The sequence below is a fragment of the Streptomyces sp. NPDC048197 genome (assembly GCF_043202395.1).
Classification (GTDB): domain Bacteria; phylum Actinomycetota; class Actinomycetes; order Streptomycetales; family Streptomycetaceae; genus Streptomyces; species Streptomyces siderophoricus.
Window position 1 is genome coordinate 1 of sequence record NZ_JBIDAJ010000022.1, and the last position, 26128, is coordinate 26128.

Consider the following 26128-nt stretch of genomic DNA (forward strand, 5'->3'; position numbering starts at 1 on the left):
TAGGGCTCGATGTAGGAGGGGTGGTTGTGCGACTCGACCTTGAAGGTCACCGCATAACCCTGACCCACATCCACCACACCGGCGTTCTCACCGATGCCCACCAGCAGCGCATCGTTCTCGGGGGCCTTCTCCCCGAACTGCTTCAGATGCACCTTGCTGGACTTGTACGAGCAGTGCTCGGACCACATCACCGAGTACATCGCCAGCTCCGCCCCGGTGGGACGGCGACCCAGGATCTCCCGGATCCGCGCGTACTCGTCCTCCTTCAGCCCCAGTTCGGCCCACGGCTGGGCGGCCTCGGGGGACTCGGTGGCGTGCTTGACAGTGTCGAGAGTCATCAGGCGCCCACCAGCTTCTTCAGGATCGAGGTGAAGAATCCCAGGCCGTCGGTCCGGCCGGTCCCGATCAGCGGCTCCACCGCGTGCTCGGGGTGCGGCATCAGGCCGACCACATTGCCCGCCGCATTCGTGATGCCGGCAATGTCACGCAACGAACCGTTGGGGTTGCCCTCCAGATAACGGAAGACCACCCGGCCCTCCGCCTCCAACTCGTCGAGCGTGCGCTCGTCTGCGGTGTACCGGCCGTCGATGTTCTTCAGCGGGATGGAGATCTCCTGCCCCGCCTCGTAGTCCGCGGTCCAGGCCGTGGCGTCGTTCTCCACCCGCAGCTTCTGGTCCCGGCAGATGAAGTGCAGATGGTTGTTGCGCAGCATCGCGCCCGGCAGCAGATGCGTCTCGGTCAGCACCTGGAACCCGTTGCAGATACCCAGGACGGGAAGACCGGCCTTCGCCTGCTCGATGACGGTCTCCATCACCGGCGAAAAGCGCGAGATCGCTCCGGCGCGCAGGTAATCGCCGTAGGAAAACCCGCCGGGCAGGACCACGGCGTCGACCTGCTTGAGGTCCTTGTCACGGTGCCACAACGGCACCGCCTCGGCGCCCGCCAGAGCAACCGCGCGCTGGGTGTCGCGGTCATCGAGCGTGCCGGGGAAAGTGATCACACCGATACGCGAGGTCATGACTCGACCCGCACGGTGAAGTCTTCAATGACGGTGTTGGCGAGGAACGTCCCGGCCATCTCGTGGACCCGGGCGAGGGCGGCGTCATCGACCGGTCCCTCCACCTCTAGTTCGAATCGCTTGCCCTGACGGACATCGGCGATCCCTTCGAAACCCAGACGAGGCAGTGCGCGCTGCACCGCCTGCCCCTGCGGGTCGAGGATCTCCGGCTTGAGCATGACGTCGACTACGACGCGTGCCACTGGCACTCCCGGTGGTGTGGTGCGTAAGGCGGTGACATCACAGTACCGTGTTCGAAAATCTACGCGCATAGATATCCTGCCTGCCCGATCACGGTGCGGTATCGGGCGGAGTGCCCCCCAGGGAAAATCCTCGAAAAGATCCGGAGGCCGGATTGCGGGAAGACACGCTGACGAAATTAACTGGGCTTCACAATGCAATGCCCATCGCTGTACAAATGAAAAAGCATTGATCCCAATCAGCCGGATCCGGAGCATCACCCCACGTCAACACGGGGTCGCTCCACGAAAGGACCGATATCCGTGGCGCAGCGCGTAGTAGTAACGCTCTCCGATGACATCGACGGAGGAGAAGCCGCAGAGACGGTCGCCTTCGGATTGGACGGGAAGTCGTACGAGATCGACCTCAATCCCGCCAATGCGAAGAAACTGCGCGGCGCCCTCGCTCCCTTCGTCGAGGCCGGCCGCAAGCGGGCCAAGTCCGGCAAGGCCTACACCCGGACCGCGGTGACCCCCGACCCGGCCGCCGTCCGTGCCTGGGCCCGCTCGCACCAGATGGACGTCCCGCCGCGCGGCCGGATCCCCAAGAAGGTCTACGAGGCCTTCAACGCGGCGAACCACTAACCGACTTGCCGGCGTCCGCCGGCCCGGGCGCAGCCGACTTGCACAGCACCCCTACTGATCAGCTAGAGTCTGGAGCACGCCGAGGGGCGAGGCCGAAAGGCCGGGCCCCGAGGAGTCACGCGGGTGTAGCTCAGTAGTAGAGCGCCCCCTTTCCAAGGGGGAGGCGCAGTGTGCAATCCCTGTCACCCGCTCTGACAGTCTCGACCAGTCCTTTGGATCAGGTAGAGTAGCTGTCGCGCCACCGGTGAAAGCCGAGTGGATGCCTGCGGACGTAGCTCAGTTGGTAGAGCGCAACCTTGCCAAGGTTGAGGTCGCGAGTTCGAGCCTCGTCGTCCGCTCAGAATGAAGGCCCCGGTCCTTGTGACCGGGGCCTTCTGCATTTCCCACCGCCGCCCGGAATCGTGATCTGCGGGAATTGGCGTGATGGATGTCACGGGCGAGTGATCGAGAGGGAAGATCCGGAGAAGATCCGGCCCACAGATCGTTTTCCAGCTTCCGGGCCCGGCCGACGGAGCGGATGCGGAGAGGGTTTGGGCTCTTCCTCGGGCCGTTCTTGCCGGAAGCGGTTTTGCCGGCTGGGGAGTTGGTGTCGAGGGGGGCGGGAGAGGGTGTTCGGGGGCGCCGGGGTCCGGCGCGCGTCTGTCGCCGTCGGCGATGGCCGGGGGCCGGGCGCAGGGGCACCCGGCCTTCGGTGGCGGTCCTGGGAAGCCCTCGGGGTTGGCTATAGTGGACCCCGCACCGCGCGGTGAGCGACTGGGAACAGGAGCTCGGCACGGAGCATGCGGACGTAGCTCAGTTGGTAGAGCGCAACCTTGCCAAGGTTGAGGTCGCGAGTTCGAGCCTCGTCGTCCGCTCCACAGAGGGAGAGCCCCCGGTCGGTGACCGGGGGCTCTCCCCTTTTGTGTCCGGCTGGGTGCCCGGCGGCCGTTACGACCAGCTCAGGCCGGTGAGGCGCTCGTACGCCTCGATGTACTTGGCGCGGGTGCGCTCGATGACTTCCTGCGGGAGGGCGGGCGGCGGCTGTTCGGCGGTGCGGTCCCAGCCGGAGGCGGGCGAGGTCAGCCAGTCGCGGACGTACTGCTTGTCGAAGGACGGCTGGGGGCGGCCGGGCTGCCACTGGTCGGCGGGCCAGTAGCGGGAGGAGTCCGGGGTGAGGACCTCGTCGGCCAGCGTGAGGGTGTCGCCGTCGAAGCCGAACTCGAACTTGGTGTCCGCCAGGATCAGTCCGCGTTCCCGGGCGATGTCGCGGGCCCGGGCGTAGAGGCCCAGGGTCAGCTGGCGGAGGTGGGCGGCGGTCTCGGCGCCGACCTGGCGGGCGACCTCCTCGTAGGAGACGTTCTCGTCGTGGTCGCCGACCGCGGCCTTCGTTGCGGGGGTGAAGATCGGAGCGGGGAGCTCGGAGCCGTCGTCCAGGCCCTCGGGGAGCGCCAGACCGCAGACCGTGCGGGTCCGGCGGTACTCGACGAGGCCGGAGCCGGCGAGGTAGCCGCGGGCCACGCACTCGACGGGGACCATCCGCAGCGACTTGCAGACCAGGGTGCGGCCCGCCCAGTCGGCCGGGGCGCCGGGCGGGAGCTCGGTGGACAGCACGTGGTCGGCGGCCAGGTCGGAGAGCTGGTCGAACCACCACAGGGACAGCTGGGTGAGCACCCGGCCCTTGTCGGGGATCTCGCTGGGCAGCACCCAGTCGTAGGCGGACATGCGGTCGCTGGCGACCATGATCAGCTCACCGGCGGCGTTCTGGTAGAGGTCGCGCACCTTGCCGGTGTGGAGGTGGGTGAGCCCCGGGACCTCCACGGGCTCAGGCTTTTCTACAAAACCGGACACGCTTCCTCCGCGTAGGTTGATCCAGGAGTCGTACCGATTCTCCCGTACGCCGAGGTACGGCGATGTCGCAGGGGTGGGAGTGCTCGTCTAGGCCGGCTTGAGGGGGTCGTGGCCGATGCTCATCAGGCCGTGGCGCCAGGAGTCGCCGCCGGCCTGGGGGTCGCGGGAGGCGTCCCGTTGGGAGCGGATGGTGTCGCAGACCCGCTCCATGATCCGCGCGTCGTCCTCCGTGAGGTCGGTGCGGCGCTTGCCCAGGATTCCCAGGACCCGGCGGCCGGTGGGCTTGCCGGCCCGGTCGGGGACCTCCTCGGTCTCCTCGCCCGCCGCGTCGGTGCTCAGCCAGTCCTGCAGCTCGCGCGAGGTCATATTGACCAGGGCGTGGAACTCGTTCCAGAGCGTGTCGCTCACGGGTCCGGACTCCGCCATGACATGCCTCCTGAAAGTCGGCCGTAGGTCGGGATCTGTCGATGGGTTCCCGGCGTCCGGTGACGACAAACCCGGAAGAAAGGGGCGCTCTGGCGGGCGGGGCAGGCCGGCGGCCGGTTGAGCTCTTGAGGTGGATTGCGGGCGGAGGCGGTACGGGCCGCGCGGGAGCGGTTATCCCTCCCCGCATGAAGGTGAACCCCATCGAAATGCAGAAGTGCCTCGGCGGCGTCGAGTACCCCGCTTCGAAGGACGAGATCGTCAACGAGGCCGGTCGCCACGGCGCCGGCAAGGACATCATGGACGCGCTGAAGAAGCTGCCGGCGAAGGAATATCCCTCCCCGGCGGAGGTCAGCAAGGAAATCGGCAAGGAGAGCTGAACCACCCCGCCCGTGGTGGGCGGCGCGTGCCCCGGGTAGGCGACGGCTGGGAAGGGAGGCAGAACCATGCAGCATCACGAGTTCCTCGCTCTGGTGCAGGAGCGCGCCTCACTGCCGGACCGGGGCGCGGCAGAACGGGCGGTCCGCTCGACGCTGGAGACGGTGGCCGAGCGGGTACCGGCCGGGCTGGCCCGGCACATCGCGGCGCAGTTGCCGCACGAACTGGCAGGTCATCTGACCCGGGAGCCGCAGCAGGCCGGGAGGTCCGCCGGGCCTTCGGCGGAACGGCCCGGCGGGGCGGCCGCTCCCGGCGACGGCGAGCGCTTCGACCTCACGGTCTTCGCCGCGCGGGTCGCCTGGCGCGGCGGGGTCTCCGAGCAGGCGGCCCTGCAGGAGGCGGCGGCGGTCTTCGAGGTGCTGGACGCCGCGCTGGCCCCGGAACTGATGGAGCGGCTGAGCCACTCACTGCCGCACGACATCCGGGAGCTGCTGCCCACCACCAGGGCGGAGGACGCCTGAGACGACCACGGACCTCGCAACGGGGCGGGCCTTCGGGCCCGCCCCGGTCGTGTACGGGGCCGGGGCGCGGCACGGGTCCCCGTCAGTCCCGTTTGCAGATGCGGTCGAGGAGGTTGGCGGTGGCGCGCTGGATGCGTTCGTCGACGTGGCCGGGGCGGTCCAGGGCCGGGGACCAGGCGAAGGTGCCGGAGGCGAAGACCAGGGCGCCGCTGGGGGCGCGGTAGAGGGAGGTCTCCTGGTGGCGGCGGGTGCCTTCACCGTCGCGGTACGGGGAGTGCGCGAGCAGGATGCGGCGGGTGTGGTCGGGGAGGCTGGTGCGCGGGAAGTAGCGGTCGGCCTCGCCGGCGACCAGGCCGGGGAGCTCATCGCCTTCGTGTGCGCCGGTGGCCTCCCAGAGCCAGTGGTCGCCGTTGCGGACGATCAGCGGGGCCGGCTCGGGGACCCGGCCGGCGTACTGGATGCCCATCAGGCGCTGCTCGGGGTCGCCCAGCTCGCGCCACAGGGCGGGGCGGCCGGGGCCCTGGCGTTTTCGGCAGGTGAGCAGGGAGTCGGGGCTGCCCGAGGGGGACGGGGCGAGGTCGACCTGCCAGTACATGGTGTTGGCGGAGAGGAAGACCAGGGAGGTGCCGGTGTCCCGGGCCAGCTCGACCGTGCGGCGCATCGGCACCGACCAGTACTCGTCGTGGCCGGGGAAGACCAGGCCGCGGTAGCGGGACGGGTCGACCCGGCCGGCGTGCAGGTCGCGGGCGTCGGCGTAGGCGAGGTCGTAGCCGTAGCGCTCGGCCCAGCGGATGAAGTCGTAGGCGTGGCCCACATGGAGGGGGAGGCCGGCGCCGGCGTAGGGGCGGTCGAAGGAGACGGTGGTGGCGGCGTCCTGCTCGCCCAGCAGCGCGCCCTTCTCGTCCCAGGCGTGGTAGAGGCTGGCGCCCGTACGGCCGTCCTCGGGGAAGAGGTTGTACGCCTGCCAGGTGATGTCGGGCAGGAGCAGCAGGAGGTCGGCGGCGCGGTCGTCGCGGACCGTGAAGGGGATGTGGGAGCGGCAGCCGTCGGCGGTGGTCAGGACCGCGACGTAGGCGCCGAGCCGCCAGTACGCGGGAACCTGGAGGCGCCAGGACTGCCACCAGTGGTGGCAGGAGACGGTGCGGCCGGCGGCCATCGGGGGCGGCTGGACGATGCCGGACAGCCGGGGGCTGGTGGTGATCTTGGAGGCACCGGTGCCGGCGTAGTGGCCGATGCGGTAGACGTCGATGCTGAACGGCTGGGGCGGGTCGACCGACACCCGGAAGTCGATGGCCTCGCCGGGCGCCACCGCGCCGGTATTGGCGAAGCCCTTGATCTGGCCGTGGACGTCATCGGCGGTGCGCGGGCCGTTGATCTTGCGGGGTGTGGGCACCCGCAGATCGCCCTGGGCAACGGCGGGGTCGACGTACCAGGGGATGATGCGGCCGGATTCGAAGTAGTTCTCGCTGCCGCGCAGCCAGGGCAGCGGGCCCTGGCCGAACGGGTCCGTGACCGCGTGGGCGAGGGCGCCCGACTCCCAGCGCCTGATCTGTTCCGTCGCCACCTTCCACTCCCCTCCCGCGTCCCCCACCGGCGGCGGCCGATCGGGCCGGTGTTGCGTCCGGCTGGGTGAACCCGGCCATCCCCCAGCACATCACATTACGCACTTGCTTCGTCACCCTTCGTCGTGAATTTAGATGCCTTTGGCTCCGAATCACGAACTGGAGGTGTGCGGCCGGCGATCCGGTCGCGTCAGCCGCCCGTCAGCGCCGGGCAGCGCATCCATCCGGAGCGGCGAGGCCCTGCCCGGTGCGGCGAGGCCCTGCACGGCCCCGCGTCATACCAGGCGGACCGGTTTCTCCGGGCGCACGCCGACCGTCGTCAGCCAGCCGCGGAGCGGGCCCGCGTCGCCGTCGTCGACCAGGCTGAGCACCGGGCTGCCCAGGTCGGCCCGGCGGGCCCCGTCGACCAGCAGCGCCGGGCCGTCGAGCCAGTCCAGACCGGGGACCGCGCCGGCGGTGTCCACGGCGGCGCAGCAGACCATGGCCGTGACGTGGTCGGCGAGCAGCTCCCGGCCCGTCCGGGGCGGTTGCAGCGGGAACAGTGGCAGGCCGCCCTCGGCCAGGCCGTCGCCCCAGGCCACGCCCGCCGCGGCGTCCTCGGCCAGGCTGCCGCGGGCGGCCTGCCGGGCCGCCTCCTCGCGCTCCTCGCGCTCGACCTCCGCGCCCAGCCGGGCGGCGACCAGGTCGCCGGCGTGCGCGTCATGGGCGAGCCGGTCGATGACCCGGTCGAGCGTCGGGCCCGGCGGCGCGGTGGGCGCGGACGGCGGGCCGCCGGGGCGCCCGTCGCCGGGCCGGTGGTCCGCCGGACCGCCGCGCCCCGCAGGGGGACCGGCCGGGCCACCGGCGTACGAGAAGGTCGGGGCGGGGGACGGCTCCACCGGGGGCGGGGCCGGTGCGGGGCCGAGCGCCGGGGCCGGGAGGTCGTCGAGGACGCGGTGGAGGCGGGCGGCCTCCAGGCGCCACTTCCGGTCCACGACCTCTTCCGGGTACTGGTTCCAGCCGACCGGGGACCAGTCGGGCCCGGTCTCGGCCGGGCCGCCGTGGAACAGCCGGGCGGCCAGCAGGGAGGCGGCGCGGTCGATGGCTCCGGGCTCCTCCAGAAGGTCGCAGGCCGGGCGCTCGCCCAGCCGGGAGGCGAAGCCGTCGGCGAGGCGGTCGCGGCGGGAGAGCTCGGTGAGCGCGGAGACCACGCCGGCGTCCAGGCGGGACGGCCAGCGGCCCATCCGCCAGGCGGGCAGCGCGACCCGGGTCAGCAGTCGGTCCCAGCCCGCGTAGGCCAGCCCGACCTGCTCCTGGGCGACGATCCGCAGGCCGTAGTCGACGGTCTGGGCGCGCTCGGAGGCGGCGGCCGCGACGGCCCGCTCCATGATCGTGGCGTGTTCGCGGCAGGCGCGGAGCAGCAGCCGGGCCACCTTGCCGACGAAGCGGAGCGCCGGGCCGCGCAGCGGGCCCCGGGCCCGGGCGGCGACCGCGACGGCGGCGTCCAGGCCGCGGATGAAGCGGCGGGCGGCGGCTATGTCCGGATGCGCGGACGGGCCCGTGCCGGCCACTACGGGGGCCAGCAGGGCACGCAGCTCGGCGACCCGCATCCACCACAGGAACGGCGAGCCGATCACCAGGACCGGGGCCTCGGCGGACCGGCGCCCGGCACCGGGCTCGGGCCCGCCGGCGCCGCGGGGCGGGCCGTGCGCGCGGTGCGTACGGTCCTCCAGCCAGCTGTCGCAGTCCGGGGTGAGGGCTATGGCGGAGGGCGCGGGGACCTCCAGCCGGTCGGCCAGGTCACGCACGAGGCGGTAGAGGTCCGGGGCGGATTCCTCGGCGATCGGCACGGAGGGGCTGAGCGCCGGCCGGGCACGCGCGACCACGGCCCCGACCAACGCGGCCAGGAGCAGGCCGACCAGCGCGAGGCCGCCGGCCACCCAGCCGGCCGGGTCCCAGCCCGCGCCGAGACGGCCGGTCGCCCGGCCGACGGCCAGCACCACCGCCACCGCCGCGGGCAGCAGCGCCACGGCCAGCGCGGCGCCGCGGATCCGCAGCACGGCGAGGGCACGGGCACGCGCCGCCAGGACGCCTGTTTCCGGACTTGCCACGAGCCTGTACACCCCCTGCTGTCCTGATGGAGCCGGACGGAGAGAACAGTGGACGGACGCCTTCGAACATTGCGCGTTGTGGTGCGAGCGAGCTCACTCACCACCACTCTGGCACCGGCCACTGACATCGCAATGCCGGTGAGCCACTTGCCGGACGTCCCTGTGGCCACCGCACCGGTAGCGGGCGCAGCGGCGGCAGGACGCTTGCGCGGCACCCTAGTTGGGGGGCTCCGTCACGTCAGCCGGAATCTGGCGTGGTCACTCGATGGAATGGCTTTGGGCAAAGCCGGGAACCGGCGGTGGGGCGCCGTGGGCCCGGGGGTGCGGGGCCCACGGCGCGGGCGTCTCAGGCGCCCGGGGCCTCCGCGGCGGCCTTGGCGGCGATGTCCGTGCGGTGCTGGGAGCCGTCCAGCGAGATCCGGTCCACGGCCCGGTAGGCGCGCTCACGGGCGGTGGCGAGGTCGGCGCCGGCGGCGGTGACGGACAGCACCCGGCCGCCCGCGCTGCGCACCGCGCCGGCCTCGTCGAGCTTGGTGCCGGCGTGCAGCACGTAGGCGTCGGGGGCGTCCTGCGCGGCGACCTCGGCCAGGCCCTCGATGACGTCGCCGGTGCGCGGGGTGTCCGGGTAGTTGTGGGAGGCGATGACGACCGTGACGGCCGCGTCGTCGCTCCAGCGCAGCGGCGGCAGGGCGGCGAGGTTGCCGGTGGCGGCGGCCCGCAGCAGCCCGCCGAGCGGCGTCCTGAGGCGGGCCAGGACGACCTGGGTCTCCGGGTCGCCGAAGCGGGCGTTGAACTCGATCACCCGGACCCCGCGGGAGGTGATCGCCAGGCCGGCGTAGAGCAGACCGGAGAACGGGGTGCCGCGGCGGCGCAGCTCGTCGACGGTGGGCTGCAGCACGCTCGCCATGACCTCGTCGACCAGCTTCGGGTCGGCCCAGGGCAGCGGGCTGTACGCGCCCATGCCGCCGGTGTTGGGACCCTCGTCGCCGTCGTAGGCGCGCTTGAAGTCCTGGGCGGGCTGGAGCGGGACGACGGTCTCGCCGTCGGTGATCGCGAAGAGCGAGACCTCGGGCCCGTCGAGGAATTCCTCGATGACCACGCGGTCGCAGGCCAGCGCGTGGGCGCGGGCGGTGTCCACGTCGTCGGTCACCACGACGCCCTTGCCGGCCGCCAGCCCGTCGTCCTTGACCACGTACGGCGCGCCGAAGGCGTCCAGGGCCTCGTCGATCTCTTCCGGGGTGGTGCAGACGTAGCTGCGGGCGGTCGGGACGGCCGCGGCGGCCATCACGTCCTTGGCGAAGGCCTTGGAGCCCTCCAGCTGGGCGGCGTCGGCCGACGGGCCGAAGACCGGGATGCCGCGCTCGCGGACCGCGTCCGCGACGCCCGCCACCAGGGGGGCCTCGGGACCGACGACGACCAGGTCGGCCGCCAGGCCCGCGGCCAGGTCGGCGACGGCCCGGCCGTCGAGGGCGTCGACCCGGTGCAATTCGGCCACCTCGGCGATGCCGGCGTTGCCGGGGGCGCAGTGCAGCGCGGTGACGTCGGGGTCGAGGGACAGAGAGCGGCACAGGGCGTGTTCGCGGGCGCCGCCGCCGATGACGAGGACCTTCACGACAGGCAGCCTAGACGAGTGGCCGGGACGGCCGGACGGCGGACGGGCGGTCCGGAAACCGTCCGTCGCCGCGGCGGCAACTCTTTCGGGTGAGATCCGGCGCCGTCCCCTACCCGACCCCGCACCACTTCTGGGCGGAAATAGCGTGATCTTGGAGCTGGGGCCAGCCGTTCGGCGGTAGGAAGGGGGCGGCGCGCGACGGCCCTCCCGTACTCCCCCGCAGCCCGCAAGGCCTGGGAGGGGCCCCCGTCGCAGGCACCGTTCGTATCCGTTCCGCAGAGCGCGCAGAGAGGGAGTGCACGGGTGAGTCAGCCGGAGATGCAGCCCGAGGGGCCCCCTCAGCAGGAGGGCCGCCCGCTCCGCCGGTACGGCGTCCGGGGCCGGGCCCGCCGGGACGTCGCCGGGCGGGCCTTCCCGGCGGGCGGCTGGCGCGAGCCGGGCGACCGCCTCGACGCGCTCTACCTCTGGACCGAGGACGGCGCGCTGCGCGCCGCCGAGTGGTACCTGCACGACCGGCTGGCCAAGCGCCGCGGCGCCCGGGCGCTCCGGCTGGGCGCCGCGGCCGGGGTCACGGGGGGCGGGGTGCTGCCGCTGCTGGACCTGGCCGGGGTGTGGGAGGGCGGGGCGCCCTGGGGTTGTCTGTCGCTGCTGCTGGCGGCGGTGTGCGTGGGCTGCGACCGGTATTTCGGGGTCACGGCCGGCTGGATGCGGGACCTGGCGACGGCGCAGGCGATCCACCGGCGGCTGGAGGCGCTGCAGTTCGACTGGGCGTCGGAGGGCGTGCGCGAGGTGCTCGGCCCGACGGAGGGCACCGCGAGCGAGGCGGCCGAGCGCTGTCTGGGGCTGCTCCGGCGGTTCAACGAGGACCTCGGTGAGCTGGTGCGGACCGAGACGGCCGACTGGATGGCGGAGTTCCGGACCGGCCCGGCGCCGCGGGCCACCCAGTCCATGACGCCGTGGGCGGCCCCCCGCCAGGAGCATCCCGGGTCCCCGGGCCGGTACGCGCTGCCGCACCGCGGCCGCCCGAACATGCCGCGCCAGCGGCCGCCGGAACCGCCGCGGTGAGGAGGACCGGGGGCCTGCCCCGCCCTCCTCACCGAGGATCAGCTGAAGACGATCATCGAGCCCTGGCCCAGGCTGCGGGTCGCGGCCGCGTGCAGGCCGAGCCAGACATGGCGCTCCCGGGCGAACGGGCCGTCGTCCATCGGCACCGCGCCCGCCCGCTCCTCCAGAGAGGTCGGCCCGGCCGGCGGCTCCGGCGCGGCCGGCGGATTGGCCGGATCGATACCCAGGGATGGCGCAACCAGTTCCAGGTCCCGCAGCAGACCGTGCGAGGACCCCAGCGGACCGCCGCCCTCCAGCAGTTCGTCGTTGGCGAGCGGATGCGGGAAGTCGACCGGGACGTACGCGCCCGCGTGGTCGTAATGCCAGACCAGGTGGGACTGCTGCGCGGTGGTCTCGAACATCTCCAGCAACTGCTCGTAGTCACCGCCCAGTTCGTCGACCGGGGTGACCTCCAGGCCGCACAGCCGCAGCAGGTAGGCGCGGCGCAGGAAGTGCAGTGCGTCGTAGTCGAAGCCCGCGATGGGGGCGACGTCCCCGGACAGGCCCGGCATGTAGCTGAAGACGGGGACCGGTGGCAGTCCCGCTTCCGTCAGGGCCTTGTCGTAGGCGGCGATCTCTTCGGAGAACGGGTTGTCGGGGCTGTGGCACAGCACATCGACGAGGGGTACCAGCCACAGGTCACATGCCACGGGTGAGGACTCGCTTCCGGTCGGGGACTAGGACACCGGCGCACGCACAACTACGGGGTGCGGCCCATTACGGCCGAGTCGGGACAGCGTAGTGCCCGCGGCGCCATCCGACGAGAGCGGGCGCACCGGACGGTTACCGGCTAACGGACCAGGGCCAGCGCGTGCGCGTTGTACTCGGCGATCAGCCGCTGGGCGGTGGACAGGTCGCGCCGGACCAGGGCGTCGGCCAGGGCGCAGTGGCCCTGCCACAGGCGGTTGGTGAGGTCCGGGGCGCGGCGCAGCAGCGGCACCGCGTACATCCAGGTCTGGATCCGGATGCGGTCCAGGAAGTCGCTGATGTAGGCGTTGTTCACGATGTTGCCGAGCTCGCGCCAGAACCGCAGGTCGTAGCCGATGAGCACGTCCAGGTCGCCGGCCCGGGCGGCCCGCTCGGCCTCGTCGGCGCGGCGCCGGATGGAGATCAGCACCTCGGCGGGGGTGGCCGCGAGCGCCTCCTGGGCGCCGCTGCGGAAGATCCCCTCGATGACCAGGGTGCGGGCCTCGACCATGGCCCGGAAGTCGTCGGCGGTGAAGGCGTGGACCTTGAAGCCGCGGTGCTGTTCGACGTCGAGCAGCCCCTGGGCGCAGAGGTCGAGCAGCGCCTCGCGGACCGGGGTCGCGGAGACGCCGTACTGCTCGGCGATCTCCTTGACGGTGAACGGGTGGCCGCACGGCAGCCGGCCCGCCAGGACCTCGTCGCGCAGGGCGTCGGCGATCTGCTGACGCAGCGTGCTGCGACGTATGACTGTGCTGTCTCCGCCGGCGGCCATCGTGTGCGTCTCCTTCGCGGTCCCTGACCGCGGGTGGCAGCGGCCCCCGCCAACCATAGGCGAGGGCCGCGGGGCGCCGCTCCGCGCGGCGGCCGCTCATGCGGTGGTGTGCGCGCCGGCGCCCTGCACTACGGGCGTGGCCTCAGTGCGTGTGCGCGTCCGCCGTGGTCAGCGCCTCGTCGAGGGCGGCCAGGCCCTCCTTGGCCTCGGCCTCGGTGACCGTGCAGGCCGGCACGACGTGGGTGCGGTTCATGTTGACGAACGGCCACAGTCCGCCGCGCTTGCAGGCCGCGGCGAATTCGGCCATCGGGGCGTTGGCCGCGCCGGACGCGTTGTACGGCACCAGCGGCTCGCGGGTCTCCTTGTTCTTGACCAGGTCGAGGGCCCAGAAGACGCCCAGGCCGCGGACCTCGCCGACGGACGGGTGCCGCTCGGCTATCGCGCGCAGGCCCGGCCCGATGACCTTCTCGCCGATCTCCGCGGCGTTCTCCACGATCCGCTCCTCGGCCATCGCGTTGATCGTCGCGACGGCGGAGGCGCAGGCCAGCGGGTGGCCGGAGTACGTCAGCCCGCCCGGGTAAGGACGCGTCTCGAAGGTCGCGGCGATCTCGGCGCTGATCGCGACGCCGCCCAGCGGGACGTAGCCGGAGTTGACGCCCTTGGCGAAGGTGAGCAGGTCGGGGGTGACGCCGAAGTGGTCGGCGGCGAACCAGTGGCCCGTGCGCCCGAAGCCGGCCATGACCTCGTCGAGGATGAAGACGATGCCGTAGCGGTCGCAGATCTCGCGGACCCCGGCGAGGTAGCCGGCCGGCGGGACCATGATGCCGGCGGTGCCCGGGACGGTCTCCAGGATGATCGCGGCGATCGACTGGGGCCCCTCGAAGGCGATGGTCTGCTCCAGGTGCGCGAGCGCGCGCTCGCACTCCTGCTGCTCGTTCTCCGCGTGGAACGGCGAGCGGTACAGGAACGGGCCCCAGAAGTGGACCACGCCCGCGGAGGCGGTGTCGGAGGGCCAGCGGCGCGGGTCACCGGTCAGGTTGATCGCCGCGGCGGTCGCGCCGTGGTACGAGCGGTAGGCGGACAGCACCTTGGCGCGGCCGGTGTGCAGCCGGGCCATCCGGACGGCGTTCTCCACGGCCTCGGCGCCGCCGTTGGTGAAGAAGATCTTGTCGAGGTCGCCGGGGGTGCGCTCGGCGATCAGCCGCGCGGCCTCGGACCGTACGTCCACCGCGAACCCGGGCGCGAGCGTGCACAGCTTCCCGGCCTGCTCCTGGATCGCCGCGACGACCTTGGGGTGCTGGTGGCCGATGTTGGTGTTGACCAGCTGGGAGGAGAAGTCGAGGTAGCGGTTGCCGTCGTAGTCCCAGAAGTACGAACCCTCGGCGCCGGCGATCGGCAGCGGGTCGATCAGGCCCTGCGCGGACCAGGAGTGGAAGACGTGGGCGCGGTCGGCGGCCTTGACGGCCGCCCCGGCGGCGGGATCGGCGGCGGAAGAGGGGTGCGTCGTGGTCACGGTCAGTACCTCGGATCGGGTCGCTCGGGTCCGCCGAGGGATCGGCACGGCGAACGTCCCCAGCGTAGGGATCACGGTTCGCGCGCTGTACCGACAGTCTGTATGGCACTCACCACGCCCACGGACACACTGTCTACGGCCTGGAGGAAGCTCCAGAGCCTCCGTGGGCCCGCTCACCGCCGCGGCCCGCCCCTCCGGCTCTGCAGCAGCGCCTCCAGCACCACCAGCGGATCCGGCGCGGCCGGCACGTGCGGGGCACACCCTGGGCAGGCGTAGACGTTCCACCCGGGCCCGCTGTTGCCGTGCACCTCGGCGACGAGGACGGGCTCGTCGGTGATCCGCTCGCACCGGACACACATGCGGAGGGGCAGCGGCCGGCCGCTGCCGCCGGTCGCCCCGCCCGCCGCCTCCCCGGTCATCGGGCGACCTCCACACCGTGGATCCAGTACGGGCCGGGCGCATCGACCCCGAACGTCGCGAGCAGCAGCGCCTCCCGCCGCTCCCGCTGCTCGTGCGCGAGGAGGTAGGGCCGTACGAGGGCGGAGGCGTCGCCGTCGAGGGGCAGCTCGACCGTCGGTCGACGGGGGCGGAGGGGCACACGCGGGGCCCGGGGCTCGGTGACGGCACGGTGCCGCCCGCCGCATTCGGCGCGATGTCGCCCCTGGGGACGGGGAGTTCGGAGAAGCCCCACCCGGGCGAGGCAGCGGGCAATACGCTGAAACATGTCGACGTTCTCTCTCAATTGCGCGCGTTGACCATGCCCCCGGACCGGTTGCGACGGTCGCGGGGGTCTGTCGTTGCGGATCACTACGTTCCGTGTCCATATCGTTGCGGTGCGGCATAGGCTGCGGAAGGTGGTAGCTCCTTACTTCTCAAGCCGTAAGGACGGAAGTGACCCTTTGGCCAACGAAGTTGACCCCTCGTCCTCCATGGCAGCCCTCTTCGGACTGCGGGTCCGCAGACTCCGCGGCGCGGCCGGACTCACCCAGTCCGAGCTCGGCAAACGAGCGCATACGCACAGCACGCGGATCAACCAGATCGAACGCACGACGGGCGCAAAGCCGACGCTGAAGCTGGCGCAGGCCCTCGACACGGCCCTCAACGCCGATGGCCTGCTTGTCGACCTGTGGCCGTACGTCTACCGGGAGGCGTTTCCGGACTGGTCGCGGAAGTTCATAGAGCTTTCGGAGCGGGCGGTGGCGATCAGGACCTACGCCGGACAGACCGTGCCTGGTCTGCTGCAAACCGAGGACTACGCGCGCGCTCTTCTCCGTAGAGGTCGAACTCTCACAGGGCCCGCGCAGTTGGAGGAACGCGTAGCGGCTCGACTCGGGCGACAAGCACGGCTCACGCAGTCCGACAGGCCCGATCTCTGTGTGGTCTTGGACGAAGCGGTCCTCCTGCGTCCCATCGGCGGCCCGACCGCGATGCGAAACCAGCTCAGGCGGCTTCTCGACGCGGCGAACGAGCCGCATGTCACGCTTCAGGTGCTGCCGTTCAGTAGCGGGGAGCATGACGCCTTGGGTGGGTCCCTCACACTTCTGAGACTCCCGGACGGGTCCGAAGTGGCTTACACCGAGGGGGCCGAGTACGGCCAACTCATCGAGGAGCAGAAGGATGTGAAGTCGTTCGCACTCACCTACGATCAGGTTCGGGCTCTGGCCTTGCCGCCAAACATGTCGTTCGACATGATCCGAGCCGTGATGGAGGGGACCTACCTTGCTGACCGCATTCCGTCCGGACCTGAGCGCCGCCGCTTGGCAAAAGTCCAGCTACAGCAACAAGGAAGGTGGCGACTGCGTAGAGGTCGCCCCTGACCTCCCCGGCATCGTCCCCGTCCGTGACTCCAAGGACCCGCACGGACCGGCCCTCGTCTTCCCCGCCCGCTCCTGGGCCGCGTTCGTCGGGGCCATCCGCGCGGACGGGTTCACGAACAGGCCGTAGTCGACGGGAAGACCGTGTGCACGGCCGTCCGCCACGGTGCGGCGGTCAGCTCCGGGCGGAGGGCCGACAGCCCGCCGCAGTACTTGGTGAAGTCGGCCGCCCGGAGGCCGTGGTCGTGCAGCAGCCGGTCGGCGGTGGCAAGCCGGCCGGTGGTCCTGGTCTCGACGAGGATCAGGCCACCGTCGGCGCGTACCGTGCGGCCGGTCGTCAGGTCGCAGCAGCTCAGCGCCGCGTCACACGTAATCCGCTGGCCGTCCGCGACGAACGTGGTGCGGGTGTACTCCGTTTCCAGGGCCAGGCCCAGGTCGGTGGGGGCGGCGATGCCGTAGCTGCGGTCCAGTACGGAGGTCAGGAAACCGCGGGCCGCCGGGCCGAGGGCCGGGGCGCCCGGCAGCAGCGGCTGCCGGTGCTTGACCGTTTCGCCGCGCCGCCCCCTGAGCTTGATCTCGAACTGCCGCTGCCCGGTGTCCTCGTAGCGCCGCTCGCGGATCAGGTAGCCGGGCCGGTCGCCCGTCCTGTGGTCGTGGAAGAAGCGCAGGTCGGGGGTGTCGTAGTGGACCGAGCGGTAGCGGAACCAGCGACGGCCGTTGATGCACAGCGCGGCGAACGGGCCGCCGGGGCGGCGCCGGTCGGTCAGTTCGGCGGCGAAGACGGGGAAGAGCTCGAACGGGACGAGGTAGCTGTGGCCGAAGCGGGTGCCGAGCTCGGCCCGTGCCTGGACGTCGGCGAGCGGGACCGGGCGCGCGGCCATGGCGGCGCGGGCGAGGGCTCGTAACGCGGGAATCACACGGTCTCCTTCGCGGGCGAACGGACTGTGCTGCTCGTGCTGGTTCTACGTTCTACGCCCGGGGAAGGTTCCGCCACACGGAATTCGACATCCGCCAGCGCCGGAGACAACCGGCTCCCGTCCCGTGCCGTCAGTGGACGTAGTTCTTCAAGGCCTCGGTGTCGAGGGTGAATCCGACCGGGTCGGGGAGGGTGACCTGCGTGCCGAAGGGGATCTGGTGGACGTCGAGGTAACGACCCTGCTCCGGCGCAGGGTTGGTGTGGACGACCAACTCACAGTGGTCACGGTCCACAAGGAGGTGGACGGGAATGCCCGCGGCAGCGTAGGCGGCCGGCTTCTCCTGCCGGTCGCGGCGCTCGGTGTCGCCGTCGTACGAGGTGACCTCGACGGTCATCAGGACACCGTCGGGGTCGGACCACTCCCCCGTTCCGGCGAAATGGCCGATCGGCGCCAGAACGCCGTCAGGGCGGGCTCGCCCTTTACGGTATTCCTCGACCTTCAGGCCCCTGCCGGTTGGGTAGAGGTCACACTCTGGGCGGGCCTGGATGCACTGCCTGAGCAGCCACATGATGATGGTGTCGTGATCGCCGTCCGGCACGCGCTTCTCCCCGATCCGTCCGTTGATGAACTCCAACGTGACGGTCTCGGGCGCGACGGAGGCGATCTGCTCGAACTCCTCCACCGACATGTATGACGTGCGCTCGGCCATAACCGTCATGCTGCACTCCTTTCGAGATGAAAGCCAGTGTTGCCAGGCTGGCCGGTGCCTGTGGCATATTCCGCCGCAGATCACTCGTTCGAGCACACGAGGAACAGACCGCACGCACAAGGGCCCGCGCCCCGTCCTCGACGGACGGTGCGCGGGCCCTGGTGGTATTCAGCCGATCCCTACGAAAGGAACGAGTTGATCTCGATCGTCTCGTCGCGGCCGGGGCCGACGCCGATGGCGGAGATCGGGGCGCCGGACATTTCCTCCAGCGCCTTGACGTAGTTCTGCGCGTTCTTCGGCAGGTCGGAGAAGGACTTCGCCTTGGTGATGTCCTCGGACCAGCCCGGGAGGGTCTCGTAGATCGGCTTCGCGTGGTGGAAGTCGGACTGCGAGTAGGGCAGCTCCTCGACGCGCTTGCCGTCGATCTCGTACGCCACGCAGACCGGGATCTGCTCCCAGCCGGTGAGCACGTCGAGCTTGGTGAGGAAGAAGTCGGTCAGGCCGTTCACGCGGGTCGCGTAGCGGGCGATGACCGCGTCGAACCAGCCGCAGCGGCGGTCGCGGCCGGTGGTGACGCCCCGCTCGCCGCCGATGCGGCGCAGGGCCTCGCCGTCCTCGTCGAAGAGCTCGGTGGGGAACGGGCCGGCGCCGACGCGGGTGGTGTACGCCTTGAGGATGCCGATGACCCGGCTGATCTTCGTCGGACCGACGCCGGTGCCGGTGCAGGCGCCGCCGGCGGTCGGGTTCGAGGACGTCACGAAGGGGTACGTGCCGTGGTCGATGTCCAGCAGCGTGCCCTGGCCGCCTTCGAAGAGGACGACCTTGTCCTCGTCGAGGGCGTTGTTGAGGATCAGGGTGGTGTCGGCGACGTAGCCCTTGATCTGGTCGGCGTAGCCGAGCAGCTCCTCGACGACCTGGCCGGCCTCGATGGCGCGGCGGTTGTAGAGCTTGGTCAGCAGCTGGTTCTTGACGTCGAGCGCCGCCTCGACCTTCTGCGTCAGGATCGACTCGTCGTAGAGGTCCTGGACGCGGATGCCGACGCGGTTGATCTTGTCGGCGTAGGTCGGGCCGATGCCGCGGCCGGTGGTGCCGATCTTCCGCTTGCCGAGGAACCGTTCCGTCACCTTGTCGACGGTGATGTTGTACGGCGTGATCAGATGCGCGTTACCGCTGAGCAGCAGCTTGGACGTGTCGACGCCACGCTCGTTGAGTCCGCTCAGCTCGGAGAGCAGGACCGCCGGGTCGACGACGACACCGTTGCCGATGACCGGGGTGCACCCCGGCGAGAGGATTCCGGAGGGGAGGAGATGCAGCGCGTACTTCTGGTCGCCCACGACGACCGTGTGGCCGGCGTTGTTGCCGCCCTGGTAGCGCACCACGTAATCGACGGATCCACCGAGCAGGTCGGTGGCCTTCCCCTTGCCCTCATCACCCCACTGAGCACCGAGCAGCACAAGTGCGGGCACAGGCGTACACCCCTTCCGGGCGGGGCATGTCCAACGTGCGTGGATGGCGCGACGCCCGCGTGTTCACGCGTCCGTCATCGCTGCAGCCGTCGAACCGGTGCCCCGGAATAGACGAAGCCCCTGGCGCAATAGCGCAAGGGGCTCTTGCACCGAGATGCTACCTGAGGAAGGACCGAGGTGTCGGCGCAGCCTTCTGGGCACTCTCCCGTGGACTCCGTTCGGGGGTACCCCCTGCTCGTGGTCATCGATCCGGTCGCGCGCAGTACGGACGGGGAGTCTGTCCGGATCGCGCGGGATGTGCTGTGTGCGGGCGCGGGGGGTTCGGGGGCGAAGATCTGCCTGCCGGACGGGCCGGAGGAGTTCGCGCGGGCGCTGGCCCGGCGGGGTCAGCGGCGGCCGGTGGTGATCGGCGACGACCGGGCGCTGCTGCGGGTCGTGGGGCTGCTGCACAAGGAGCGGGAGCTGGCCGGGGTGCCGGTGTCGATGGTCCCGGTGGGGGCGCCGGCGGCGGTGGCGCTGAGCCGCTCGCTGGGCGTTCCGCAGGACACCGTCGCCGCGGCGCGGACGGTGCTGGACGGCGCGGAGCGGGCGATGGACCTGCTGACGGACGACAGCGGCGGGATCGTGCTGGGCGGGCTGCGGATCCCGTGCGGGCGGGACGGCGGACGGAACGGCGGGCGGCGGACGGCGGCCGGCCCGGGACACCGGGTGTTCGTGCCGGGTGCGGCCGGGCCGGTGGATGCCGGGGAGCACACGGAGCACACGGAGCGGGCGGAGGGCGCGGTGGGTGCGGAGCCCGCCGGGGCGGACGGGGCGCCGGCCGGGGTGCCGGGTGCCGATGGGCACCGGCCGTGGTGGGGGCCGGCCGCCCGGACCGCGCGGACGGCGCTGGCGCTGCTGGCACCGGCGGCCGGGTTCTGGGGGGCCTCCCGTGCGGAGGCCGGGGCGGCGGGCGGGCGGCGCGTGCGGGTGCCGGAGCAGCGGCTGCGGATCGAGGCGGACGGGGTGCTGCTGGCGGACCTGGACCGGCCGGTGCGCGGGGTGTCGGTGGTGCCGGGCGGGCAGGCCGGGGCGGGGTGGCCGGGGGCCGGGACCGGGCGCGGCGCGGGTGCCGGCGACGGTCGGGGGGACGGCCGGGACGGCGGCGGGGAGCTGGCCGAGGTCGTGGTGCACTGGCCGGGCGGCGGGCATCCGGTACGGGCCCGGGCGCGGGCCGTGACGGTGTCCGGCGCGGACTTCCACTACCGGGCGGACGCGGTGGTCGGCGGGCCGGTGCGGACCCGTACGTGGACGGTGCAGCCGGGGGCCTGGCGGCTGCAGCTGCCGCGGCGGGGGTAGCTGGGTCGGCGGGGGTAGCTGGGTCGGCGGGGGTAGCTGGGTCGGCGGGTGTGAGGCTCACCACACCGCGGGGAGCGGTGGGGCCGTGGGCCGCCCCGCTCAGCCGTCGGCGTCGTCGTAACCGGCGCGCAGCTGGTCGCGGTGGTCGCGCCAGCGGTCCAGCAGGGCGGGCAGCTCCTTCTGCAGGAACGCGAAGAAGACCAGGGTCTCGTTGAGCCGGCGGCCGGCCGGGGAGTCGGGGCCGAGGCTCTCCACGCCCTCGCGCAGGGTGCCCTCCCAGCGGGCGATGACGTTCTCCCGGCGGGTCAGCGCCTCGTACCACTGGTCGCTGTGCACGCGGTAGCGGTCGCGGCGGGAGCCCGGCTCGCGCTCGCGGCTGATCATGTCGACCTGGGAGAGGTAGCGCACCGCGCCGGACACCGCGGCGGGGCTGATCTGAAGCCGTTCGCCCAGCTCGGCGGAGGTCAGCACGCCGGAGTCGGAGGCGAGCAGGCAGGCGAAGACGCGGGCCGGCATGCGGGCCATCCCGGCGTCCACCATCTGGGCCGCGAACCGTTCGACGAACTGGGAGATCGCCTCCTGGGCGCGCGGGTCGGCAGTCCGCCGCCCGTCGCCGCTGTCCGTGCCGGCCGTACGTTCCGCATTGCTCATGTCCGCATCCTCTCCCCTGATCAGCGCCACCCCGCCCAACTTTATACGGTTTCTTAACTTCACAAATTTGTGAAACTAGCGTAGCTTCCAAAGCATGACCAAGCCAATCGCTCCCGCTCCCGCGATCCGGGTGGACGGTCTCCACAAGTCCTTCGGGCGGACCCGTGCACTGGACGGTCTCGACCTCACCGTCGAGGCCGGCGAGGTACACGGCTTCCTCGGGCCCAACGGCGCCGGGAAGTCCACCACCATCCGCGTACTGCTCGGCCTGCTGCGCGCCGACCGCGGCACCGCCCGGCTCCTGGACCGCGACCCCTGGCACGACGCCGTCGCCCTGCACCGCCGCATCGCCTACGTCCCCGGCGATGTCACCCTGTGGCGCAACCTCTCCGGCGGCGAGGTCATCGATCTCTACGGGCGGCTGCGCAGTGGGATCGACCGGGCGCGGCGGGACGAGCTGCTGGAACGGTTCGAGCTCGACCCGACCAAGAAGGGGCGCGCGTACTCCAAGGGCAACCGGCAGAAGGTCGCCCTGGTCGCCGCCTTCGCCTCCGACGTCGACCTGCTGATCCTCGACGAACCGACCTCCGGGCTCGACCCGTTGATGGAGGAGGTCTTCCAGACCTGCGTCATCGAGGAGCGCGACCGCGGCCGTACGGTGCTGCTCTCCAGCCACGTACTGTCCGAGGTCGAAGCGCTCTGCGACCGGGTCAGCATCATCCGCAAGGGGCGGACGGTCGAGTCCGGGTCGCTCGGCGAGCTGCGGCACCTGACCCGTACGTCGATCGTCGCCGAACTGGCGGGCCCTCCCCATGGTTTGGCCGCGCTCCCCGGCGTCCACGACCTGGACGTCCAGGGGCACCGGGTCAGGCTGCAGGTCGACACCGACAAGCTCGACGCCGTGCTGCGGTCGCTGGGCACCTCCGGGGTGCGCAGCCTGACCAGCACCCCGCCCACCCTGGAAGAGCTGTTCCTGCGGCACTACCAGGACGACGTGCGCGGCGGGGCCGACCACGACGCGACGGCGGTCGCCCGATGACCGCCGTGGCCGCCGCGGTGCCCGCCGGCACCGCCCGCTCCCGCCAACTCGCCGGTACCGGCGCCCTGTTGCGGCTCGCGCTGCGCCGCGACCGGGTGATGATCCCGGCCTGGGTGCTCGGCCTCGGCCTGGTCGTGGCGAGCCTGGGCTCGTCCTTCGAAGCGCTCTACGGCACCGCCGCCGAGCGCGCCGAACTGGCCGGCTCGATGACCGCCAACGGCTCGATGCGCGCGCTGTACGGCCCCGTCTTCAGCGACTCCCTCGGCGGTCTGATCGCCTGGCGGATGGCCGGGTTCGGGGCGGTGCTGGCCGCGGTGATGAGCCTGCTGATCGTCGTCCGGCACACCCGCGAGGAGGAGGAGACGGGCCGTCAGGAGCTGCTGTCCGCGGCCATGGTGGGCCGCCGGGCGCCACTGACCGCGGCCCTGCTGGCCGCGCTGCTCGCCAACGCCGTGCTCGTCGCGCTGATCGCGGCCGGGCTCGCCCGGTCCGGCCGGCCGGCCGCCGGTTCGCTGGCCCTCGGGCTCGCCATCGGTGGCACCGGCATGCTGTTCGCCGGTCTGGCCGCCGTCGCCGCGCAGCTCACCGAGAGCGCCCGGATGGCGAAGGGGCTGACCGGCGCGGTGCTCGGCCTCGCCTTCGGGCTGCGCGGCGCGGGCGATGCCGCCGACGCCACCGCCGGCTCCCCGCTCACCTGGGCCTCGCCGCTCGGCTGGGCGGAGAACCTGCGGGCGTACGCCGACGAGCGCTGGTGGGTGCTGCTGCTCTTCCTGGCGGGCACCGCGCTCACCGTGGCCGCCGCATACGCGCTGACCGCCCGTCGCGACCTCGGCATGAGCTTCCTGCCCGCCCGGCCCGGTCCGACCCGGGCCCCGCGCTCGCTGGCCGGCCCGTTCGGCCTGGCCTGGCGGCTGCAGCGGACGACGCTGGGCGGCTGGACGCTCGGCTATGTGTGCGCCGGCGCGGTCTTCGGCGGGATCGCGAAGGGCGCGTCCGACCTGGTCGGCGGCAACGAGCGGACCCGCGAGATCTTCGAGCGGATGGGCGGGCAGGCGCGGCTGACCGACGCCTTCCTGGCCACGATGGTCGGCATCCTGGGCATGGTCGCCGCGATCTACGCGGCCGGTGCGGTGCTCCGGCTGCGCGGCGAGGAGAGCGCCGACCGGGCCGAACCGGTGCTAGCCGGTGCGGTGGGCCGGCTCCGCTGGGCCGCCGGCCATCTGACCGTCGCCTACGCCGGCACGGTCGTCGTCCTCGGCTTCGGCGGGTTGGCGCTCGGCGTCTCGTACGGCATCTCGGTCGGCGACACCGGCCGGGTGGGGCCGGTGGTGGGCGCCGCGCTCGCCCAGGTGCCGGCGGTCTGGACGCTCACCGGCCTGGCGGTGCTGGCCTTCGGGCTGCTGCCCCGGGCCACCACGGCCGTGTGGGCGGTGATCGGTGGCTGCCTGGCGCTCGGCTGGATCGGACCGTCGCTGAACCTCCCCCAGTGGGCCATGGACCTCTCGCCCTACGGCCACCTGCCCAAGCTCCCGGGCACGGAAGCCACCGCCGCCCCGTTCGTCTGGCTGCTGGTGCTCTCCGCCGTCTTCCTCGCCGCCGGCCTGGCCGGGTTCCGCCGACGCGACATCGACTGATCCCGCCCGGCTGTTTCCAGCCGGACGCCGCCGTTTCACGTGAAACCACCCCCCACAGACGTACGCCGCCGGAGCTGTAGCGGACTCCGGCGGCGTACTCGCGTCCACAGGCTGTGGACGGGGGCGGAACTCAGGCGCCGGGCGTCACCAGCCGGGCCTCGTACGCGAAGACCGCCGCCTGCGTGCGGTCGCGCAGGCCGAGCTTCACCAGGATGCGGCTGACGTGCGTCTTCACCGTCGATTCGGCGACGACGAGATGGGCCGCGATCTCCCCGTTCGACAGGCCCTGGGCGACCAGTACCAGCACCTCGGTCTCGCGTTCCGTCAGATCGGCGATGCGCTCCTGGGCGGGGGCGCGGGGCGTCCCCAGCCGGGAGAACTCCGAGATCAGCCGCTTGGTGACGGTCGGGGCCAGCAGGGCCTCGCCGGAGGCGACGATCCGCACACCCTCGGCAAGCTGACCGGCCGAGGCGTCCTTCAGCAGGAAGCCGCTGGCCCCGGCGCGCAGCGCCTGGTACACGTACTCGTCCAGATCGAAGGTCGTCAGGACCAGGACCTTGGCCTCCGCGTCGGCGGCGACGATCTCGCGGGTCGCGTCCAGACCGTTCATCTCCGGCATGCGGATGTCCATCAAAACCACGTCGGGCTTGAGCTCCGCGACCTTCCGCACCGCCTGGCGGCCGTCCACGGCCTCCCCGACGACCTCGATGTCCGGCATGGCATTGAGCAGGACGGAGAACCCCTCGCGGACCATCACCTGGTCGTCGACGATCAGTACCCGGATCATGCGGCACCCCCCTTCGCGGTGGCCTCGGACGCGGCGACCGGAATGAACGCCGCGACCTCGAAGCCGCCGTCCTCGGTGTGGTCGGCGGTCATCTCGCCGCCCAGCATCTGTACCCGCTCGCGCATGCCCAGCACGCCGTGGCCCGCGCCCGGGGAGGGCTTGGCCAGCCGGCTCGGGGCGCCGTTGAGGATCCGCAGGCCGATCCCGCCGAGCACGTAGGAGATCTCCACCCGGGCGTCGGCGCCCGGGGCATGGCGCAGCGTGTTGCTCAGCGCCTCCTGCACGATCCGGTAGGCGGAGAGCTCCACACCCTGCGGCAGCGGACGCGGCGCACCGGTGATCACCGCCTCGACGGTCAGCCCGGCGCCGCGGACGCTGTCCAGCAGCGAATCGAGGCTGGCCAGGGTCGGCTGCGGGGCCTCCGGGTCGACCTCCCGGAACGCGTCCGGGTCCTCGGAGCGGACCACGCCCAGGATGCGGCGCAGTTCGGTCAGTGCGGCGACGGCGTTCTCGCGGATCGTGGCGAAGGACGTGGCGAGCTCGGGCGGGGTGTTCTCGACCCGGTACGGGGCCGCCTCGGCCTGGATGGCGATCACGGACATGTGGTGGGCCACCACGTCGTGCAGCTCACGGGCGATCGTGGCGCGCTCCTCCAGGAGGGTGCGCCGGGACCGTTCCTCGGCGGTCACGGTCTGCGTCTCGACGACCGTCCGGCGCTCCTCGCGCCAGGCGCGGACCGCGGCGGCGGCGATCAGCACCAGGCCGGAGAAGAACGCCACCGGCGGCACGTCGCCCGCACCGCTTCCGCTGAACACCGACAGCACGGTCGTCACACCGAAGGTGACCAGCCACATCTCCACCGCCAGCCGCGGCCGGGTGCGCAGCACCACCAGGGTCATCACGGCCAGGTGGGTGGGGAAGGCCTCCCGCCCGAACGGACTGCCGTACGGGGAGAAGGCCGACGTGGCGAACCACCCCACGACCACCGCGAACAGCGAGATCCAGTAGGCACCCACCGGGCGGAAGAGCGTCAGCGCGGGCGGGGCGGCCACCAGCAGGCAGTAGCCCGCCACCAGCAGACCCCGCAGCGGGCCGATGTCGTAGCTCACGGCGAAGGTCCCGAGGAAGACGAGCACCGCGAAGCCGAGCACGATGAGGTGCGGCAGCCAGCGCGCCCAGTGCCGCAGCCGCTCCGGCAGCCAGGGGACCCACCGGGCCACCTTGGCGTCCTCCAGCGGCGGCATCGGGCGGAAGGCGAAGGCGTCCACGAACAGGTCCTGGCGCAGCCGGTGCAGCGCACCGTGCGCTATCCGGGCCTCTGAGCGCAGGGTGCCCTGCGACTGGGTCTTCTCGTTCACGCAGACAACGGTAAGCAGAGACGGACCGCCGGGCGTCCCCACCAA

At 72.1% G+C, this 26128-nt stretch carries 27 protein-coding genes, 3 tRNA genes and 1 pseudogene; 12 read left to right on the forward strand and 19 right to left on the reverse strand.

The genetic code is table 11. From position 1 onward, the window contains the following. From ACGF4C_RS25850 to purS, 3 genes and pseudogenes are all read right to left on the reverse strand, one after another. A pseudogene (locus ACGF4C_RS25850) lies at positions 1-338 on the reverse strand (phosphoribosylformylglycinamidine synthase II); the annotation flags it as partial. After that, on the reverse strand, positions 338-1018 hold the full coding sequence (purQ, locus tag ACGF4C_RS25855) for a phosphoribosylformylglycinamidine synthase subunit PurQ (protein WP_393569203.1): 681 nt from the start codon (positions 1016-1018) through the stop codon (positions 338-340). The gene purQ and the pseudogene ACGF4C_RS25850, both read right to left, overlap by 1 nt. Then, complete coding sequence (gene purS, locus ACGF4C_RS25860) at positions 1015-1260, reverse strand: phosphoribosylformylglycinamidine synthase subunit PurS (RefSeq protein WP_030414485.1); 246 nt, start codon at positions 1258-1260, stop codon at positions 1015-1017. Before purS ends, purQ begins: the two co-directional genes overlap by 4 nt. A 300-nt stretch (positions 1261-1560) precedes the next feature. Here purS and ACGF4C_RS25865 point away from each other — a divergent pair, with 300 nt between their 5' ends. From ACGF4C_RS25865 to ACGF4C_RS25880, 4 genes are all read left to right on the forward strand, one after another. After that, positions 1561-1881, forward strand: coding sequence for an Lsr2 family protein (locus ACGF4C_RS25865; RefSeq protein WP_030414484.1), 321 nt, complete (start codon positions 1561-1563; stop codon positions 1879-1881). A 119-nt stretch (positions 1882-2000) separates the two neighbouring features. Then, a tRNA-Gly gene (locus ACGF4C_RS25870) sits at positions 2001-2072 on the forward strand. 74 nt (positions 2073-2146) lie between these two features. Continuing rightward, positions 2147-2219, forward strand: a tRNA-Gly gene (locus tag ACGF4C_RS25875). 443 nt (positions 2220-2662) lie between these two features. Then, positions 2663-2738 (forward strand) — tRNA-Gly (locus ACGF4C_RS25880). A 70-nt stretch (positions 2739-2808) separates the two neighbouring features. Here ACGF4C_RS25880 and ACGF4C_RS25885 read toward each other — a convergent pair. Both ACGF4C_RS25885 and ACGF4C_RS25890 read right to left on the reverse strand, forming a co-directional pair. Next, a complete protein-coding gene (locus tag ACGF4C_RS25885) occupies positions 2809-3708 on the reverse strand; it encodes a phosphoribosylaminoimidazolesuccinocarboxamide synthase (protein ID WP_030414483.1) in 900 nt (299 codons plus the stop codon). An 87-nt stretch (positions 3709-3795) separates the two neighbouring features. Beyond that, the gene (locus tag ACGF4C_RS25890) at positions 3796-4134 is read right to left on the reverse strand and encodes a DUF3140 domain-containing protein (RefSeq protein ID WP_362144826.1); all 339 of its coding nucleotides are present in this window, start codon (positions 4132-4134) and stop codon (positions 3796-3798) included. Positions 4135-4319: 185 nt separating this feature from the next. On the opposite strand from ACGF4C_RS25890, the gene ACGF4C_RS25895 reads away from it, so the two are divergent. After that, entirely contained in the window at positions 4320-4511 is a 192-nt protein-coding gene (locus ACGF4C_RS25895) for a DUF2795 domain-containing protein (protein WP_362144823.1), read from the forward strand. Between the two features lie 66 nt (positions 4512-4577). Continuing rightward, on the forward strand, positions 4578-5030 hold the full coding sequence (locus tag ACGF4C_RS25900) for a DUF2267 domain-containing protein (protein WP_393569204.1): 453 nt from the start codon (positions 4578-4580) through the stop codon (positions 5028-5030). 82 nt (positions 5031-5112) lie between these two features. On the opposite strand, the gene ACGF4C_RS25905 is transcribed toward ACGF4C_RS25900, so the two are convergent. The 3 genes from ACGF4C_RS25905 to purD all read right to left on the reverse strand — a co-directional run bounded on the left by ACGF4C_RS25905 (position 5113) and on the right by purD (position 10294). Continuing rightward, the gene (locus tag ACGF4C_RS25905; RefSeq protein ID WP_393569205.1) at positions 5113-6594 is read right to left on the reverse strand and encodes a N,N-dimethylformamidase beta subunit family domain-containing protein; all 1482 of its coding nucleotides are present in this window, start codon (positions 6592-6594) and stop codon (positions 5113-5115) included. A gap of 273 nt (positions 6595-6867) precedes the next feature. After that, on the reverse strand, positions 6868-8682 hold the full coding sequence (locus tag ACGF4C_RS25910) for a hypothetical protein (protein ID WP_393569206.1): 1815 nt from the start codon (positions 8680-8682) through the stop codon (positions 6868-6870). Positions 8683-9028: 346 nt separating this feature from the next. Then, entirely contained in the window at positions 9029-10294 is a 1266-nt protein-coding gene (gene purD, locus ACGF4C_RS25915; RefSeq protein ID WP_393569207.1) for a phosphoribosylamine--glycine ligase, read from the reverse strand. Positions 10295-10597: 303 nt separating this feature from the next. On the opposite strand from purD, the gene ACGF4C_RS25920 reads away from it, so the two are divergent. Beyond that, on the forward strand, positions 10598-11359 hold the full coding sequence (locus tag ACGF4C_RS25920) for an SLATT domain-containing protein (RefSeq protein WP_393569208.1): 762 nt from the start codon (positions 10598-10600) through the stop codon (positions 11357-11359). Positions 11360-11397: 38 nt separating this feature from the next. Here the strand turns inward: ACGF4C_RS25920 and ACGF4C_RS25925 are convergent, their stop codons facing one another. The 5 genes from ACGF4C_RS25925 to ACGF4C_RS25945 all read right to left on the reverse strand — a co-directional run bounded on the left by ACGF4C_RS25925 (position 11398) and on the right by ACGF4C_RS25945 (position 14968). Then, entirely contained in the window at positions 11398-12048 is a 651-nt protein-coding gene (locus ACGF4C_RS25925) for a hypothetical protein (RefSeq protein WP_030414475.1), read from the reverse strand. Positions 12049-12188: 140 nt separating this feature from the next. After that, positions 12189-12857 carry a GntR family transcriptional regulator gene (locus ACGF4C_RS25930; protein WP_393569209.1) on the reverse strand — a complete coding sequence of 223 codons (669 nt, stop codon included), beginning with the start codon at positions 12855-12857 and terminating at the stop codon, positions 12189-12191. A 142-nt stretch (positions 12858-12999) separates the two neighbouring features. Next, entirely contained in the window at positions 13000-14370 is a 1371-nt protein-coding gene (locus ACGF4C_RS25935) for an aspartate aminotransferase family protein (RefSeq protein WP_393569210.1), read from the reverse strand. Positions 14371-14543: 173 nt separating this feature from the next. Next, positions 14544-14789, reverse strand: a complete 246-nt coding sequence (locus tag ACGF4C_RS25940) for a hypothetical protein (protein WP_393569211.1) — start codon at positions 14787-14789, stop codon at positions 14544-14546. Further along, positions 14786-14968: a hypothetical protein gene (locus tag ACGF4C_RS25945; protein WP_393569212.1), complete on the reverse strand. Its 183-nt coding sequence runs from the start codon at positions 14966-14968 to the stop codon at positions 14786-14788. The genes ACGF4C_RS25940 and ACGF4C_RS25945 overlap by 4 nt, the downstream gene beginning before the upstream one ends. A gap of 331 nt (positions 14969-15299) precedes the next feature. Between ACGF4C_RS25945 and ACGF4C_RS25950 the strand changes: the two genes are divergently transcribed. Next, positions 15300-16187 carry a Scr1 family TA system antitoxin-like transcriptional regulator gene (locus ACGF4C_RS25950; RefSeq protein ID WP_393569213.1) on the forward strand — a complete coding sequence of 296 codons (888 nt, stop codon included), beginning with the start codon at positions 15300-15302 and terminating at the stop codon, positions 16185-16187. After that, entirely contained in the window at positions 16090-16314 is a 225-nt protein-coding gene (locus ACGF4C_RS25955; protein WP_393569214.1) for a DUF397 domain-containing protein, read from the forward strand. The genes ACGF4C_RS25950 and ACGF4C_RS25955 overlap by 98 nt, the downstream gene beginning before the upstream one ends. Here ACGF4C_RS25955 and ACGF4C_RS25960 read toward each other — a convergent pair. From ACGF4C_RS25960 to ACGF4C_RS25970, 3 genes are all read right to left on the reverse strand, one after another. Beyond that, entirely contained in the window at positions 16298-17101 is an 804-nt protein-coding gene (locus ACGF4C_RS25960; protein ID WP_393569215.1) for a VTC domain-containing protein, read from the reverse strand. The genes ACGF4C_RS25955 and ACGF4C_RS25960 overlap by 17 nt on opposite strands. Positions 17102-17231: 130 nt before the next feature. Further along, entirely contained in the window at positions 17232-17819 is a 588-nt protein-coding gene (locus tag ACGF4C_RS25965; protein WP_393569216.1) for a Uma2 family endonuclease, read from the reverse strand. Between the two features lie 170 nt (positions 17820-17989). Beyond that, positions 17990-19276, reverse strand: a complete 1287-nt coding sequence (locus tag ACGF4C_RS25970) for an adenylosuccinate synthase (RefSeq protein ID WP_362144797.1) — start codon at positions 19274-19276, stop codon at positions 17990-17992. Between the two features lie 237 nt (positions 19277-19513). Here ACGF4C_RS25970 and ACGF4C_RS25975 point away from each other — a divergent pair, with 237 nt between their 5' ends. Further along, entirely contained in the window at positions 19514-20614 is a 1101-nt protein-coding gene (locus tag ACGF4C_RS25975; RefSeq protein ID WP_393569217.1) for a hypothetical protein, read from the forward strand. Positions 20615-20713: 99 nt separating this feature from the next. Here ACGF4C_RS25975 and ACGF4C_RS25980 read toward each other — a convergent pair whose 3' ends face one another. Continuing rightward, positions 20714-21265: a GbsR/MarR family transcriptional regulator gene (locus ACGF4C_RS25980; RefSeq protein WP_393569218.1), complete on the reverse strand. Its 552-nt coding sequence runs from the start codon at positions 21263-21265 to the stop codon at positions 20714-20716. A gap of 94 nt (positions 21266-21359) precedes the next feature. On the opposite strand from ACGF4C_RS25980, the gene ACGF4C_RS25985 reads away from it, so the two are divergent. Both ACGF4C_RS25985 and ACGF4C_RS25990 read left to right on the forward strand, forming a co-directional pair. Then, the gene (locus ACGF4C_RS25985) at positions 21360-22304 is read left to right on the forward strand and encodes an ATP-binding cassette domain-containing protein (RefSeq protein WP_393569219.1); all 945 of its coding nucleotides are present in this window, start codon (positions 21360-21362) and stop codon (positions 22302-22304) included. Continuing rightward, positions 22301-23938, forward strand: a complete 1638-nt coding sequence (locus tag ACGF4C_RS25990) for an ABC transporter permease (RefSeq protein WP_393569220.1) — start codon at positions 22301-22303, stop codon at positions 23936-23938. Before ACGF4C_RS25985 ends, ACGF4C_RS25990 begins: the two co-directional genes overlap by 4 nt. A gap of 130 nt (positions 23939-24068) precedes the next feature. Here the strand turns inward: ACGF4C_RS25990 and ACGF4C_RS25995 are convergent, their stop codons facing one another. Continuing rightward, positions 24069-24725, reverse strand: a complete 657-nt coding sequence (locus tag ACGF4C_RS25995; RefSeq protein ID WP_393569221.1) for a response regulator — start codon at positions 24723-24725, stop codon at positions 24069-24071. After that, the gene (locus ACGF4C_RS26000; RefSeq protein WP_393569301.1) at positions 24722-26035 is read right to left on the reverse strand and encodes a sensor histidine kinase; all 1314 of its coding nucleotides are present in this window, start codon (positions 26033-26035) and stop codon (positions 24722-24724) included. Before ACGF4C_RS26000 ends, ACGF4C_RS25995 begins: the two co-directional genes overlap by 4 nt. Positions 26036-26128: the final 93 nt, after the last annotated feature.

Coding starts and splice junctions, on each gene's coding strand:
- ACGF4C_RS25940 (WP_393569211.1), bottom strand. CDS start 14,789: ATGACCGGGGAGGCGGCGGGCGGGGCGACCGGCGGCAGCGGCCGGCCG.
- ACGF4C_RS25895 (WP_362144823.1), top strand. CDS start 4,320: ATGAAGGTGAACCCCATCGAAATGCAGAAGTGCCTCGGCGGCGTCGAG.
- ACGF4C_RS25985 (WP_393569219.1), top strand. CDS start 21,360: ATGACCAAGCCAATCGCTCCCGCTCCCGCGATCCGGGTGGACGGTCTC.
- ACGF4C_RS25990 (WP_393569220.1), top strand. CDS start 22,301: ATGACCGCCGTGGCCGCCGCGGTGCCCGCCGGCACCGCCCGCTCCCGC.
- ACGF4C_RS25930 (WP_393569209.1), bottom strand. CDS start 12,857: ATGGCCGCCGGCGGAGACAGCACAGTCATACGTCGCAGCACGCTGCGT.
- ACGF4C_RS25950 (WP_393569213.1), top strand. CDS start 15,300: ATGGCAGCCCTCTTCGGACTGCGGGTCCGCAGACTCCGCGGCGCGGCC.
- ACGF4C_RS25890 (WP_362144826.1), bottom strand. CDS start 4,134: ATGGCGGAGTCCGGACCCGTGAGCGACACGCTCTGGAACGAGTTCCAC.
- ACGF4C_RS25995 (WP_393569221.1), bottom strand. CDS start 24,725: ATGATCCGGGTACTGATCGTCGACGACCAGGTGATGGTCCGCGAGGGG.
- ACGF4C_RS25965 (WP_393569216.1), bottom strand. CDS start 17,819: ATGACGGTTATGGCCGAGCGCACGTCATACATGTCGGTGGAGGAGTTC.
- ACGF4C_RS25980 (WP_393569218.1), bottom strand. CDS start 21,265: ATGAGCAATGCGGAACGTACGGCCGGCACGGACAGCGGCGACGGGCGG.
- ACGF4C_RS25900 (WP_393569204.1), top strand. CDS start 4,578: ATGCAGCATCACGAGTTCCTCGCTCTGGTGCAGGAGCGCGCCTCACTG.
- purQ (WP_393569203.1), bottom strand. CDS start 1,018: ATGACCTCGCGTATCGGTGTGATCACTTTCCCCGGCACGCTCGATGAC.